Annotated in this window: 13 protein-coding genes; 9 read left to right on the forward strand and 4 right to left on the reverse strand. The window is 42.3% G+C overall.

What is annotated here, in order from left to right; all coding sequences use genetic code 11:
* Positions 1 to 371: 371 nt before the first annotated feature.
* The gene (locus ACO5E4_RS02475) at positions 372 to 908 is read left to right on the forward strand and encodes an ankyrin repeat domain-containing protein (RefSeq protein ID WP_485861966.1); all 537 of its coding nucleotides are present in this window, start codon (positions 372 to 374) and stop codon (positions 906 to 908) included.
* Positions 909 to 1,280: 372 nt separating this feature from the next.
* Here the strand turns inward: ACO5E4_RS02475 and ACO5E4_RS02480 are convergent, their stop codons facing one another.
* The 4 genes from ACO5E4_RS02480 to ACO5E4_RS02495 form a co-directional block, all read right to left on the reverse strand.
* Positions 1,281 to 1,616: a hypothetical protein gene (locus tag ACO5E4_RS02480; RefSeq protein WP_109103768.1), complete on the reverse strand. Its 336-nt coding sequence runs from the start codon at positions 1,614 to 1,616 to the stop codon at positions 1,281 to 1,283.
* 419 nt (positions 1,617 to 2,035) lie between these two features.
* The gene (locus ACO5E4_RS02485) at positions 2,036 to 2,710 is read right to left on the reverse strand and encodes a DUF799 domain-containing protein (protein ID WP_485861967.1); all 675 of its coding nucleotides are present in this window, start codon (positions 2,708 to 2,710) and stop codon (positions 2,036 to 2,038) included.
* Positions 2,707 to 3,117 (reverse strand): DUF4810 domain-containing protein, encoded by a 411-nt coding sequence (locus tag ACO5E4_RS02490; protein WP_006718155.1) that lies wholly within the window; start codon positions 3,115 to 3,117, stop codon positions 2,707 to 2,709. The genes ACO5E4_RS02485 and ACO5E4_RS02490 overlap by 4 nt, the downstream gene beginning before the upstream one ends.
* Positions 3,118 to 3,127: 10 nt before the next feature.
* Positions 3,128 to 3,793 (reverse strand): CsgG/HfaB family protein, encoded by a 666-nt coding sequence (locus ACO5E4_RS02495; RefSeq protein ID WP_314953621.1) that lies wholly within the window; start codon positions 3,791 to 3,793, stop codon positions 3,128 to 3,130.
* A 396-nt stretch (positions 3,794 to 4,189) separates the two neighbouring features.
* Here ACO5E4_RS02495 and codB point away from each other — a divergent pair, with 396 nt between their 5' ends.
* From codB to glgA, 8 genes are all read left to right on the forward strand, one after another.
* Positions 4,190 to 5,416 carry a cytosine permease gene (codB, locus tag ACO5E4_RS02500; protein ID WP_314953601.1) on the forward strand — a complete coding sequence of 409 codons (1,227 nt, stop codon included), beginning with the start codon at positions 4,190 to 4,192 and terminating at the stop codon, positions 5,414 to 5,416.
* Positions 5,417 to 5,425: 9 nt separating this feature from the next.
* Positions 5,426 to 6,688 carry a cytosine deaminase gene (locus tag ACO5E4_RS02505; protein ID WP_485861968.1) on the forward strand — a complete coding sequence of 421 codons (1,263 nt, stop codon included), beginning with the start codon at positions 5,426 to 5,428 and terminating at the stop codon, positions 6,686 to 6,688.
* Positions 6,689 to 6,862: 174 nt separating this feature from the next.
* A complete protein-coding gene (locus ACO5E4_RS02510; RefSeq protein WP_048750348.1) occupies positions 6,863 to 7,306 on the forward strand; it encodes a YcgN family cysteine cluster protein in 444 nt (147 codons plus the stop codon).
* 251 nt (positions 7,307 to 7,557) lie between these two features.
* The gene (locus tag ACO5E4_RS02515) at positions 7,558 to 7,926 is read left to right on the forward strand and encodes a hypothetical protein (protein WP_485861969.1); all 369 of its coding nucleotides are present in this window, start codon (positions 7,558 to 7,560) and stop codon (positions 7,924 to 7,926) included.
* 27 nt (positions 7,927 to 7,953) lie between these two features.
* A complete protein-coding gene (gene glgB, locus ACO5E4_RS02520) occupies positions 7,954 to 10,143 on the forward strand; it encodes a 1,4-alpha-glucan branching protein GlgB (protein ID WP_485861970.1) in 2,190 nt (729 codons plus the stop codon).
* A gap of 3 nt (positions 10,144 to 10,146) precedes the next feature.
* The gene (gene glgX, locus ACO5E4_RS02525) at positions 10,147 to 12,162 is read left to right on the forward strand and encodes a glycogen debranching protein GlgX (protein WP_485861971.1); all 2,016 of its coding nucleotides are present in this window, start codon (positions 10,147 to 10,149) and stop codon (positions 12,160 to 12,162) included.
* Between the two features lie 19 nt (positions 12,163 to 12,181).
* Positions 12,182 to 13,492 (forward strand): glucose-1-phosphate adenylyltransferase, encoded by a 1,311-nt coding sequence (glgC, locus tag ACO5E4_RS02530; RefSeq protein ID WP_033002556.1) that lies wholly within the window; start codon positions 12,182 to 12,184, stop codon positions 13,490 to 13,492.
* 163 nt (positions 13,493 to 13,655) lie between these two features.
* The gene (gene glgA, locus ACO5E4_RS02535) at positions 13,656 to 15,098 is read left to right on the forward strand and encodes a glycogen synthase GlgA (protein ID WP_485861972.1); all 1,443 of its coding nucleotides are present in this window, start codon (positions 13,656 to 13,658) and stop codon (positions 15,096 to 15,098) included.
* The last annotated feature ends 64 nt before the right edge of the window (positions 15,099 to 15,162 follow it).

A 15,162-nucleotide genomic window follows, 5' to 3' on the forward strand; every position in this document is an offset into this window, starting at 1 on the left:
GAAATAAAAAGTGCGGTGGATTTTTGAGGCGTTTTTCAATGCAGAAAAACATGTTGAAAACTGACCGCACTTATTCATCAAAAGGCTGATGTTGACGGTGTGTCGAAATCGGCCTTTGATTTATTCAAATCAGATAGCGCGCGTTTCATAATGCGAGTTTGTATCTATCTAAAAATAAACAAAATGAAGTTGTTAATAAGAATAGTGAAGATTTGAACTAATAGGTATTGATGTTTTAGGCACGCGTTAGGAAACGCGCGCCATCGTTGGAGAATCGTTCTGAAAATCGAAGTCATAGAAATGAGATGCCTAGCAAAGATGATATTGAACGAATTTTTCATGATATGAAAAACTTTGAAAGAGGAAAATAAATGAATAATAAGTTAGAGATGGGCATAAAAATTTTAGATGCAATGGATTCTGGTAATTTAACTTTATTGGAAGAGCTTTTTCAAAATAAGGAAAGGAATATTATGGAAGTGACTCCTGTAGAGCATTGGAATTGGTTGCATAAAGCCTTATTAGGATTTGAGTCAAACAAACCATCCTCTGATGTTATTAATTATCTAATTAATAAGGGTATAGATATTAATGCTCAGGATATATATGGAATGACACCATTGCATTATGCGTTAAGAGGTAAAAATATTGATGCTGCGATAGAGTTACTTAAGGCTGGTGCAAACCCTAATTTACCAAATGAAAGAGGAATTACACCTTTATCCTATATTAATGGTTTCCCAGAAAGACTAGATTTGCTTCAATTAATGCTAGATAACGGGGGAGATGTAGATTTCTTTACTGGACAGCATGGTATTTTAGAAGGGATAAAAAAATATCGTTCACAAGATCCTAAATTTAAACCGGTGATTGAGTTGATGGAAAAGTATTCCAAAAAGGGCATTTAATTTACTTTGGGAATAGATTTTAAAAGTGTGCTATATAAAGCCCATTTTAAATTATTTACAAGTAGATTGGAAAAATGGAAATATCAAGTGCGGTCAATTTCCAAAGCGTTTTAAAATCTCCCCAATGATAGCGCCAGCGTCCACGCTGGTGCTGTTTAATAAAAACATTGCGAATTTTACCCATAAACGTTGGGAGAACCAATGTTCAAAATCCTTTGGATTTTGTGACCGCACTTTTAGTTGATAGGCACAAGCGAGGACGCTTGCGCCATCGTGGGGGGAAAACTCAAGAGTAAAAGAGCAAGATATGATTTATAAAAAAGGTCGTCTGAAATAGTTTCAGACGACCTTTTGCTCGATTTACGGCAATTATTAGCAGCGGCCAGCAGCTTTCAATAAAGCGTTACAACTCGATCCTCCTCGACTTCCTTTGCCGCCATGAACATTTGAACCGGAACATAAGGCGTCAGATGAAACTGCTCCCATGACAGTGGTTACATAGCAAGAGTATGATTTACCGCCTGTTGTTGCTACGAATTTGACTGAATCGATGTCTCCATGGCGATTAGAAATTCTAATACTTTCAGCCGGAACATTTAATGCAAATGCGGCTTTATTTTTTAACGAATTGTCAGAAATGGTAGCATTACCAACTACTCCACAAGCGGACAAGGTTAATATCATTAACAAACTTAATGTGTATTTCATATGAAGTTTCCTTTGATGCTAGGTACTAGGGTTGTAATCCAAAGAACGATTCTAAGAAGAAAAAAAATAAAGTCAATATTTTGGAGAAAAAGGGTATGGTTGTATTTCTTTAAGTGATGACTGTAATAATGCAATAGAATTCTTAAATTTTTGCTCAAAAGATAATAAGTTTGAGGTGGTTTTTTCTGAGAATATTAATCACTTGGCAGCTTCGAAAACTATGCCCAAAGAATGTTAAGTTCGACTAAAGATACCAGCGCTGTTTGATACTTAAGATGCATACAGTTTGAATTGGGATATAAAGTGCGGTCAATTTTCAAAGAGTTTTAAAACCTCTCAAAAATTGACCGCACTTATTCATTAAAAAAGGCTGATTTTGACGGTGTGTCAAAATCAGCCTTTGGTTTATCGAAAGGGGATTATTTAGGCATCTTTAATTGAGGATCTTGTCCGTATGATGGATGTCTTGGGCCGTAAAGCAAGCAGCCATTACAAGAACGACCTAACATATTTCCGGTTGCCCATCCTGCCACTTTATATCCTTTATCGGACACGTTATTGGCAATCTGTTTAACAACTGCCGTCACAAGCATAGCAAGCGCGCCGCCGTTGTTATTGCTTTCAGCATCGTCCGCATAGCCTTTGCCTTCCCATAAGGTTTTACCATTGCGTAAGTCAACGAGTTTGCCACTCACTTTCACTCTGGTTACGCTGTCGAACACTTGGTAATTCACACCGTAGTCGTCCACATTAATGTAGAGCACGGCATCGGCACCAAAAATCTCGCGTAGTTTTTGTGGGTTGACGTTATGAATTTCTTGCGCTTGTGTTAACCCGTTATTTTTAAAGGTTTGATAAACAAGAGCCGGTGGAAAAACATAGTAGCCATTTTCAGCCAATGGCGAAATGGCTTGTGCCAATACAGCCGGGGAGCCTTTTACATCATTGGTCGTATCGGTTGGAAGCAACACTAAGATAGAGTGCGGTTTGCTCTCTAAATAGTTGGTGTAGTCATACGGCGTTGGCTTCATTGTAGAACACGCAGAAAGCAAAAATGCGCAAGCCATGGCTAAATAGAGTGAAATTTTTCTCATTTTTTCTCTCCTTTTTTCGCTTTTTTATTTGCGCGATTTTCTTGGGCTGTCTCTACTTTTTTTCCTTTATTTAACAGGAAATTGATGTATTGCGTTGATTCAGGAAACAGGCTCATTTCTTTTTGATAAGATTCAGCCATTTTTCCCGGATTCCCTAATTGCCCATAAAGAAGTCCAATTTGTGCGTATAAACCGGGTGGCACTTTGTTACCGCCATCCAGTTGAGCCAGTTCTTCTAATTTTTGCAGTTGTTCTTGCGGATCACCTTCTTGTGTTAGGTGTTGATAAACAGAAGAAGGGTAAACATCACCATTCCAAGTGTAGAGCGAGTGTTGTTTGTGCCCTGATGAACATGCCGTCAATACAGCGACGGCAGACAAACATGCAAGAAGTGTTAATTTCTTCATTATCTAACCCTTAATTAGCAGGTTTCCATTGACCTGCTTCAACACCTGAAACAAGGTTGTTTACCGCTTCACGAATAGCTAAATCTAACACTTTACCATTGAGTGTAGAGTCGTATCCTGATGTACCGCCAAAGCCTAATACTTCACGGTTGGAAAGATTGTATTCGCCGGCACCTTGAACGGAATAAACCACTTCGGATGTTTGGGTGTTGACAATATTTAAGGTGACTTTTGCGTAAGCCACTTGTTGTTTTCCGCGACCTAAAATACCAAATAATTGTTGGTCGCCAACGGTTTTACGGCCAAATTCTGTTACGTCACCGGTAACCACATAATTTGCGCCTTTTAAGGTTTGTTTTTTACCTTTGATTTTTGCTTCTGCTGCAGTTTCAGACATATTGGTGCGATCTAACACACTAAAACGGCCTGATTGTTGTAAATGAGAAACTAAAATCGTTTTTGCTTGATTTCCTAATTGATCGCCATCGGAGAATACGCCATTTTGATAGCTTGAACGGTTATCAAATTTACCGACGGAAATCGGCGCTTTTACGCCATGATAAGCCGTGTTGTAGCTGGTGACTTTTTGTACTTCTACGGTACGGGAGCCCTCAGTTGCACAGCCTGCTAATGCTAAAATACTTGCTGATAATAAAACCGGATAGAATTTTTTCATCATAGAATCCTTATATATTTATGAATAAAAAGTGACCTGAATATCAAGATCGTTGCATTTTAAAGAATTTATTGTTCCTTCGCTATCAAATTTTCTGCAGAATTTATGTAAGTTAATCACCTTTTAGCATCGCATTATCGGAAATACGAAAACCCATTTAATCGCCCGTCGTGGTGAACAAGAAATTGTCGGGATTTTTGATGAAGAAAGGCGTTTGTCGCAGCGAAAGGAGAGTGCGAGAGAAAGTGCGGTCAATATCTGATGTGTTTTTTCCGTTGAAAAACATTGTCAATATTGACCGCACTTTTTTTATTCTTTTTCATCAAGCAAACGTTTGCTTTTGGTTTGGCTAAAGATTAGAATTTGCCGATTTTTTTACTTTGAAAGGATACCAAAATGAGTTCTGAAAATTTTAGTTTGAAGCCCGTTCCACAACATGAACGTAAAGGTGCGGTGGCATTGACGTTTGTTATGCTGGGATTAACGTTTTTCTCTGCAAGTATGTGGACGGGCGGCACGCTAGGCACATCACTCACTTACCATGATTTCTGGTTAGCCGTGATCATCGGTAACTTAATGTTAGGAATTTACACGTCATTTCTTGGCTACATCGGAGCAAAAACCGGTTTAACAACCCATATTTTGGCGCGTTATTCCTTTGGTGTGAAAGGCTCTTGGTTGCCATCTTTAATTTTAGGCGGCACCCAAGTGGGCTGGTTTGGTGTCGGGGTGGCCATGTTTGCGATTCCGGTCAATAAAGTTACCGGCATTGATGTGAACTATTTAATTTTAGGCTCAGGGTTATTAATGACCATTACGGTTTTCTTCGGTATTTCCGCGCTGACTATTCTGTCCACCATTGCGGTGCCGGCAATTGCTTTGCTTGGTTCTTATTCGGTGTATTTGGCCGTAGCGGATGCCGGTGGTTTATCTGTGTTAGAAAATATCATACCGAAAGACGAGATTTCCTTACCGATGGCGATTACCTTAGTTGTGGGTTCTTTCATCAGCGCTGGTTCATTAACGGCTGACTTCGTGCGTTTCGGACGCAAAGCCAAACAAGCGATTTTAATCAGTATGATTGCGTTCTTCTTGGGCAACTCATTAATGTTCGTCTTTGGCGCCGCCGGGGCAGCCGTGACCGGGATGTCTGATATTTCTGATGTGATGGTTGCCCAAGGATTAATTCTGCCGGCGATTATTGTGCTTGGTTTAAACATTTGGACAACTAACGATAACGCGCTTTATGCCTCCGGTTTGGGTTTCGCCAACATTACCGGTTGGAGTAGCCGTCCATTATCGGTGTTAAACGGTGTGATCGGTACGCTTTGTGCCTTGTGGTTATACAACAACTTTGTGGGCTGGTTAACGTTTTTATCTGCTGCGATTCCACCGATTGGTGGCGTGATCATTGCCGACTATATTTTGCGTAATAAGGCCTATGCCAATTTTGAACAAGCAAAATTTGTCACCATCAACTGGACAGCCATTATCTCTGTGGCAATTGGGATTGCTTGCGGTAAATTCTTGCCGGGTATTATTCCGTTAAATGCCGTTATTGGCGGCGCAGTGGCTTATTTTGTGTTAACGCCGTTATTCGGTAAAAAATTGGCGTTCAAATAGGAGCGATAAATGTTAGTTAAAAATATTCATATTAACGGCCGTGAAGGCTTATGGCAGATTGCCATTGAAGACGGCAAGATTGCCCGTATTCTGCCTAACGAACAACAGATTGATTTTTCCGGTGACATTTTAGACGGCGAACAGGGCATTGTGTATCCGCCGTTTGTTGAACCGCACATTCATTTGGATGCGACACAAACTGCAGGACAACCGAACTGGAACCAATCCGGTACGTTATTTGAAGGGATTGAACGTTGGGCTGAGCGAAAATCTTTATTGAGCCATGAGGATGTTAAATCCCGTGCGTGGAAAACCTTAAAATGGCAAATCGCAAATGGCGTGCAACATGTGCGCACCCATGTGGATGTGTCTGACCCTACGTTAACCGCACTGAAAGCCATGCTTGAAGTGAAAAAAGAAGTTGCCCCGTGGGTCGATCTTCAAATTGTGGCATTTCCACAAGAGGGGATTTTATCTTATCCAAACGGCGAAGCCTTGTTGGATCAAGCCATGGCAATGGGCGCAGATGTGGTTGGGGGGATTCCGCATTTTGAATTCACTCGTGAATACGGTGTGGAATCCATGCATATTGCCTTTAATATTGCCCGGAAATACAACAAACAAATCGATATTCACTGTGATGAAATTGATGATGAACAATCCCGTTTTGTGGAAACGGTTGCCGCATTGGCATTGAAATATGAAATGGGCGACAAAGTGACGGCGAGCCACACCACTGCAATGCATTCGTACAATAATGCCTATGCCTCTCGTCTTTTCCGTTTGTTGAAATTATCCAAAATTCATTTTGTGGCTAATCCGCTCGTCAACATTCATTTGCAAGGTCGATTCGATACTTATCCAAAACGCCGTGGCGTGACCCGCGTGAAAGAAATGCTGAAAAACAATATCAATGTGTGTTTTGGCCATGATGACGTATTCGACCCTTGGTATCCATTGGGAACCGCGAATATGTTGCAGGTGTTACACATGGGGTTACACGTTTGCCAACTCATGGGCTACGGACAAATTAACGACGGCTTAAAATTAGTGACTGAAAACAGTGCAAAAGCGCTAGGGTTACAAGGTTATGGCGTGGAAGAGGGGAATGCCGCTAACTTTATCATTTTACCGGCAGAGAATGGCTTTGATGCGGTACGTCGTCAAGTGCCGACACGTTATTCTATCCGACACGGCAAGGTCATTGCAGAAACCAAATTAGCCGAAACCACCATTCATTTAACCGATAACGAACGCGTCACCTACCGTTAATCTGTTATTTTTTAGGATAAGTGCGGTCAATATCCGATGTGTTTTTCCCGTTGAAAAACATCGTCAATATTGACCGCACTTTTTGGTTTTTCTAAACCTCTCTTTCAGTATTTGTCACAGGCTGCGTTCCTCACTATAATTCCCGCTTTTAAAACCAAACAGGTAAATAATCCTATGCAATTAGAACCTGATTTCTGGCGACACAAAAACCTGCTTGATATGAATGATGCCGAATGGGAGGCATTATGTGATGGTTGCGGCAAGTGTTGTTATCGTAAATATATTGATGGCGAGGGCAAATATGAGCGTTTGTATTACACCCGTATCGCGTGCAATTTATTGGATTTGGAAACGGGAAAGTGCGGTCATTATTTGAAACGTTTTGAGTTGGAAGAGGATTGCACCAAACTGACCAAAGACAATTTACCTGAATTTGGTTGGCTGCCAACGACTTGCGCCTATCGTTTACTTTATGAAGGCAAACCTTTGCCGTCATGGCACCCGTTAATTAGCGGCGATCCTGAAAGCGTAAAACGTGCAGGCGTGTTAATCCAAAATGGCATTCATGAATGTGATGTGATTGATTGGTTTGAGTTTGTTGTGGATGAAGAACAATAAGCTTATAGGTTGAATAGTCATTCTATTAATAAGGAATCATTCCTTAAGAAAGCCCAGGTTAAGTGGGCTTTTTTATTTGCCAAATAGATGATTGAAAATTCATTAAAAATGACGGCTTAATCCTTGTAAATACGGAAAGATTTATTTTGACGGAGATCACTAATTTCAACTAAAAGCGTTGTAATTCTTTCTGCCTCTTCTAGAATACTCATAAAGCGTTAGTTTTAGGCTGTATTTTGTTGTAGGTGCGTATGCAAGTTTTCAATTCTCCAGCACAAATTGCCGAAGCAATCGGTGGTTCTTCTTCTCATTTAGCGCATTTACTGATAGATGCGCGTTTGATTTATGCCCCTCCGGAAACACGGCATGATTTCACCGCACTTTGGCAACCGCCACATCATCGGATAACCGCGGTATTTTATGATAATTTTAGTCGTATCCCTCTTGTCTTATTCATATTATCGTTCGTTTATTATTGCTTAAATTTTTTAGCTTCTCGTCAAAGAGAAATGTTTCCGCTCCATCAGCGATCTTTTTTACCGTTCAAATTACCTTGTTTATTAGCTTTTAGCGATGTGCAAATCGCGTTCCTTTTCTTTTCTTTTCATTTCATTTATTAAGCCCGCAGAGCTTAGCGAGGATTTATTATGACTCAACTCGTTGCACAATCCGTGATTAATCAATTCTTTGATGGAACACATTCTGATCCTTTTTCCGTATTGGGTATGCACGAAACCGATAACGGCATTGAAATTCGTGCTTTATTGCCGGACGCGTGTCGTGTTAGCGTCATTGATAAAGAAAATCAAGACACCGTCTGTGAATTGGATTGTTTAGATGATCGAGGTTTTTTTGCCGGCGTTGTGCCGCAAACCCATGATTTCTTTGCTTATCAATTACAGGTGTATTGGGGCAAAGAATCGCAAATCCTTGAAGACCCTTACCGTTATCATCCAATGATTAATGATTTGGATGAATGGTTTTTGGCTGAAGGCTCATTCTTGCGTCCGTATGAAGTGTTAGGTGCGCATTTTATCGAATGTGATGGTGTGTCCGGTGTGAATTTCCGTTTGTGGGCACCGAACGCTAAACGGGTATCTGTGGTGGGGGATTTCAACTATTGGGACGGTCGTCGCCATCCGATGCGCTTACATCCGGCAAGTGGCGTATGGGAATTATTCCTACCGAAAGTCGCATTAGGACAGTTGTATAAATTCGAATTAATTGATTGCCATGGCAATTTACGCTTAAAAGCCGACCCTTATGCATTCAGTTCGCAGTTACGTCCCGATACCGCGTCACAAATTAGTGCGTTACCGGATATTGTGCCCATGACAGAAGCCCGCCGCAAAGCCAATCAATGGGATCAACCGATTTCCATTTATGAAGTGCATTTGGGCTCTTGGCGCCGCAATTTAGAAAATAATTTCTGGTTGGATTACGACCAAATCGGCGATGAGTTGATTCCATATGTGAAAGAAATGGGCTTTACGCACATTGAATTTTTGCCGCTTTCCGAATTCCCGTTTGATGGTTCTTGGGGCTACCAACCGCTAGGGCTATATTCTCCAACCAGCCGTTTTGGTACGCCGGAAGGATTTAAACGTTTAGTTGAACGCGCCCATGACGCCGGCATCAACGTGATTTTGGACTGGGTGCCGGGTCATTTCCCAAGCGATACCCATGGTTTAGTGGCGTTTGACGGCACAGCATTATATGAATATGCCGATCCGCGTGAAGGGTTCCATCAAGACTGGAACACGCTCATTTACAACTACGGTCGCAACGAAGTGAAGAATTTCCTGTCCAGTAACGCCTTGTATTGGATTGAGCGTTTCGGTGTTGATGGTATCCGTGTCGATGCCGTGGCCTCCATGATTTATCGTGATTACAGCCGTGCCGAAGGGGAATGGATTCCGAACCAATACGGTGGACGGGAAAATTTAGAAGCCATTGAATTCTTAAAACACACCAACTGGAAAATTCATCGTGAAATGCAAGGGGCAATTTCCATTGCAGAAGAATCAACCTCATTTGCCGGTGTAACGCATCCAACCGAAAAGGGAGGCTTAGGCTTTAATTTCAAATGGAATATGGGCTGGATGAATGACACCCTTTCTTACATGGAAAAAGATCCTATCTATCGCCAATATCACCACAACCAAATGACGTTCGGCATGGTGTATCAATACAGTGAAAACTTTGTCTTGCCACTTTCCCACGATGAAGTAGTACATGGAAAATGTTCCTTAATCGGCAAAATGCCGGGCGATGCGTGGCAAAAATTTGCGAACTTACGCGCTTATTACGGCTACATGTGGGGGCATCCGGGTAAAAAATTATTGTTCATGGGAAATGAATTTGCCCAAGGTCGAGAATGGAATTACCGCGAAAGTCTCGATTGGTTCTTATTGGATGAATCCATCGGTGGCGGATGGCATATCGGTATGCAAAAGTTGGTGAAAGACTTAAATAAAATTTACCGTGAAAACGCACCGCTCTTTGAGCTGGATTCTGATCCGCAAGGTTTCGATTGGTTGGTCGTGGATGATGCGCAAAACTCTGTATTTGCCTTTGAACGACGTAGTCGCAAAGGTGAACGCATTATTGTCATCAGTAACTTTACGCCGGTGCCACGCCATGATTATCGTATTGGCGTGAATGTTGCCGGTCAATATCACGAAATTTTAAATACCGACTCCGCTTTCTACGAAGGTTCAAATTTCGGTAACGGCGGTACAGTAGAGAGTGAGGCAATCCCAAGCCACGGACGAGATAATTCCATTTCTGTTTCTATTCCGCCATTGGCAACCCTCTATTTGAAATATCAAGGATAGGGCATGGTTGAAGTAAAACATCAAGGCCAAGCTTATCCGTTCGGTTATAGCCAATATGAGGAAGACGGCGAGCAAATTACTCAATTTGTGTTGTATTCTTCTGTGGCGGATGCCGTGACGTTGTGCTTGTTTGAGAACGGCAAGAAAGAACAGCGTTTTGCTATGCGTTGTCGCGACAATGTTTGGCATATTGCGCTTTCCGGCGTGGCCAACGGTATGCAATACGGTTTTAGAATCACCGCCGAAAATGACCGCACTTTAGCCAATCCAAACAAGCTCATGCTTGATCCCTATGCGAAAGCCGTGGTGGGTAAACCGGATTTAAGTTCGCCAGAAGTGCGGTCGATTTTTCAGTTAAATGATCCACGAGATAACGCTGAATTTGCGCCGAAAGGTCAAATTATTGAGACGGCATTTGATTGGCAACACGACAAAGCCCCGAAAACACCTTGGGCGAAAACCGTGATTTATGAGGTCAGCGTAAAAGGCTTTAGCCAATTACGCACGGATCTCCCTGAAAAGTTACGCGGAACCTATGCCGGTTTGGCGCAACCGCAAAGTGTGGCGTATTTAAAAGAATTAGGTGTTACGGCAGTGGAACTATTGCCGATTAATTACCACGTGAACGAACCGCACTTGCAAGAAAAAGGACTACAAAATTATTGGGGCTATAACCCGTTGGCGATGTTTGCCGTAGAGCCAAAGTATTGTTCCGAAGCAAACCGTGAAAACCCGTTATATGAATTCAAAAGCATGGTGAAAGCGTTACATGAAGCGGGGATTGAAGTAATTTTAGACGTGGTGTTTAACCACACGGCAGAATCAGAAAAAACGTTTCCAACCTTTAGCCTACGTGGCATTGATGATCGGACGTATTATTGGCAAAACGAGCAAGGCGAATATATTAACTGGACAGGTTGCGGCAATATGCTGAACCTCGCCAATAGCATCACCCGCAAATGGGTGGTGGATTGCCTTCGTTATTGGGTGGAAGAATGCCATGTAGATGGTTTCCGTTTTGATTTAGGCACGGTGTTAGGGCGTGAATCACCGGATTTCAATCCGCACGCCAAACTGTTTGAGGATATTGCGCAAACGCCGAGTTTGCAGCAGGTGAAATTCATCAGCGAACCTTGGGATATTGGTCATTACGGTTATCAATTAGGGCGTTTTCCCCATTATTTTGCCGAATGGAACGATCGTTTCCGTGATGATATGTGTCGTTTTTGGTTATGGAAAAGTGGGGAAGTGGACGCATTTGCCGAGCGTTTTGCCGGCTCAAGTGATCTGTTCAAGCGAGAAACGCGTTTGCCACACACCACCTTAAATTTTATTACTGCTCATGACGGTTTTACGTTGCGCGATTTGGTCAGTTATAACCATAAACATAACGAAGCGAACGGCGAAGATAATCGCGACGGACGCAATGAAAATTACAGTTACAATCACGGCATTGAGGGCAGTCAATTAGATCGAAATGACGAGTACCAAAGTGCGGTGGAAAATCAGCGCGTTTTAGCGCAAAGCGGATTATTGGCAAGTTTGTTGTTGAGCAACGGCACGCCGATGTTGCTTGCCGGCGACGAATTTGGCAACACGCAATTTGGTAACAATAACGCTTATTGTCAGGATAATGAAATCACGTGGCTGAAATGGCAGGATTTCAATCAGGAATTATTTGACTTGACCAAACAACTGATTGCAACACGAAAACAAATTCAAAGTTTGCAACGGGATGTTTGGTGGTCAGATGAAAATGTCACTTGGCTCAACATTGAAGGGAAATCAATGCAAGTCGAAGATTGGCATCATCGGGAAAGCAAGGCGCTGCAAGTGGTATTAGATCAGCGATGGCTTTTCTTAATCAATGCGAAAGCAGAACCGCAGTCTTTTACATTGCCAAACGAGATAAATGGTCAATGGAAAGCAAGGGCAGGTACAACAAACTTAACGATTCAACAACAGCAAGTTGAAGTGGGTGGTATGGCGTTTTGTGTGTTGGAAAATATGGATAATTAAAAAAATAACGGAGTTTATTATGAAAAACGGTCTTTCCCAACTTCCTAACAAATATGATTTAGTCAAAAATACGCTTGTGCTGATTTTAGCCGGTGGTCGTGGCTCACGCCTGCACGAATTAACGGATAAACGTGCAAAACCGGCACTGTATTTTGGGGGGAATCGCCGAATCATTGATTTTGCGTTGTCCAACTGTATTAACTCCGGCTTAAATCGTATTGGGGTTGTCACGCAATATGCTGCACACTCTTTATTACGCCATTTACAAAAAGGGTGGTCTTTCTTGCCACAAGAAAGGGGTGAATTCATTGATATGCTCCCGGCGCGCCAACAAATTGATGATTCCACGTGGTATCGTGGCACAGCCGATGCGGTATATCAAAATATGGCGATTATTCGAGATCACTACAAACCTAAATATATTCTCATTCTTGCCGGCGACCATATTTATAAACAAGACTATAGCCAAATGTTGTTAGATCATGTCACCAGTGGGGCAAAATGTACCGTGGGGTGTATTGAAGTGCCACGCTCCGAGGCCCATGAATTTGGCGTGATGGCGGTCAACGAAAATCTGAAAGTGAAAGCATTTGTAGAAAAACCGAAAGATCCGCCCGCCATGGTGGGCAAACCAGAGACTTCATTGGCATCCATGGGGATCTATGTGTTTAATGCCGATTATCTTTATGAAATGCTAAATAAAGAAGTGAACACGCCTTGCACCTCTCATGACTTTGGTAAAGACGTATTGCCGAAATGTTTGGAAGAAGGCACGTTATACGCCCATCCGTTTAGTCGTTCCTGCATGGGACGTAACACGGAAGGCGATATTTATTGGCGCGATGTGGGGACATTAGACAGCTTCTGGCAATCGAATATCGACTTGGTGTCTGAACATCCGCAATTAGATATTTATGACCAAACTTGGCCGATTCGTGGTAACCCGGTGCAAGCCTATCCGTCTAAATTCTTTTATAAAAATGCCAATGTTAAGCCGGTGGATAACTCTCTTATTGGCGGCGGTTGTGTCATTACCGATGCCTCAATCAGCTATTCTGTGTTATTTGATCGGATTAAAATTAACGAAGGTTCTGTGATTGATCATTCTGTGATCTTGCCTGAAGTGACGATTGGCAAAAATTGCATATTGAAACATTGTATCGTGGATCGCCATTGTGTCATTCCGGACGGTATGCAAATTGGTGTGGACCGTGAATTGGACAGTAAACGTTTCCGTATCAGTTCAACCGGCAAAGTGATTTTAGTCACTCCGTCTATGTTGAAAAAATTAGAAGGACAAGATGTGTTCTCGGAAGAACATTTAGACTAACGTGAAAGTGCGGTCTGTTTTCAACACGTTTTGATTTTTACTCGCTCCTTCGGAGCCGTTGGCAAAGCAACGTTCAAAATCCTTTGGATTTTGTGACCGCACTTTTTAGTGTATAGGGCGTTTTTAATACGCCCTCATTAATCAAGGGACATGAGGAAAATAAATGAAAGTATTGCACGTTTGCTCGGAGTTATATCCTTTACTGAAAACCGGCGGATTAGCCGATGTGATGGGGGCATTGCCCTTTGCTCAAAAAGAAATTGGTATTGATGCGCGTATTTTGTTGCCGGCGTATCCGGCGATTGCGGCGGGCATTCCAAATACGTCAGTTGTTGCGGAATGGGATAATTTTGCCGGCCACATTGTTTTGCGTTATGGTGAATATCATGGCGTTGGCGTTTATCTTATTGACGCACCGCACTTGTATGGACGGGAAGGCAATCCGTATCATGATGGCTATTACAATGATTATGGCGATAACTATAAACGTTTTGCATTATTAGGCTGGGTAGGGGCGGAGTTGTCCACCGGATTAGATTACTGGTGGCGCGCTGACGTGGTTCATGCCCATGACTGGCATGCCGGTTTAACCGCAGCCTATTTATTTAATAAAGGTCGTCCGGCTAAATCGGTTTTCACCATTCATAATTTGGCGTATCAAGGGCAATTTGATTATCGCCATTTAGTTGAAATCGGCTTGCCACACAGCATGTTCCATGTGAATGGCTTGGAATTATTTGGCCAAATTTCCTATTTAAAAGCCGGGCTTTATTATTCTGATGCGGTGACTGCCGTAAGCCCGACTTATGCAAAAGAAATTACCACACCGGAATTTGCTTACGGCTTACAAGGATTGCTTTCTACTCTGGATCAAGAAGGGCGTTTGGTGGGCATTCTAAATGGAGTGGACGAAAAAATTTGGCATCCGATGAACGATCAGTATATTCAACATCATTACAAGTTGAAGTACATGGGCGGCAAGGCAAAAAATAAAGCGGATTTACAGGCTTATTTTCACCTTCCGGCGCAATCTGAGGCATTATTGTTTGTCATGGTGACCCGTTTAACAGAACAAAAAGGCGTGGATTTATTGCTAGAAAGCGCGGATGAAATTGTTAAACAGGGCGGACAGTTGGCGATTCTTGGTTCAGGCGCACCGCACTTAGAAGCCGGTATTCGTCAATTAGCGGAAACCTATCCGCAAAATATTGCGGTTAAAATCGGTTACGATGAAGCGTTGTCACATCTCATGGTTGCCGGTGGCGATGTCATTTTAGTCCCAAGCCGTTTTGAACCTTGCGGTTTAACCCAGCTTTACGGTTTAAAATACGGTACGTTACCTCTCGTTCGCGCTACCGGTGGTTTAGCGGATACCGTCGTCAATAGTACCGCAGAAAATATTCAAGCTCGAACAGCAACCGGGTTTGTTTTCTCTCACGCAACGGCCGAGGAACTCCGTAATGCCTTGCAGACAGCGTTTGCGTTATGGAAAAAACAACGTTTATGGACAACGGTTCGTGTAACTGCAATGGAACAAGATTTCAGTTGGCAAATCTCTGCAACCCACTACCAACATTTATATCAACGAATTTTATCTCACTCATGAAACACCTATTTTCTGCGTAAAGAAAAATAATCTTTGCGCAGAAGAGTGTTGTTTTTTTATCTTG

Source organism: Aggregatibacter sp., from assembly GCF_057314075.1.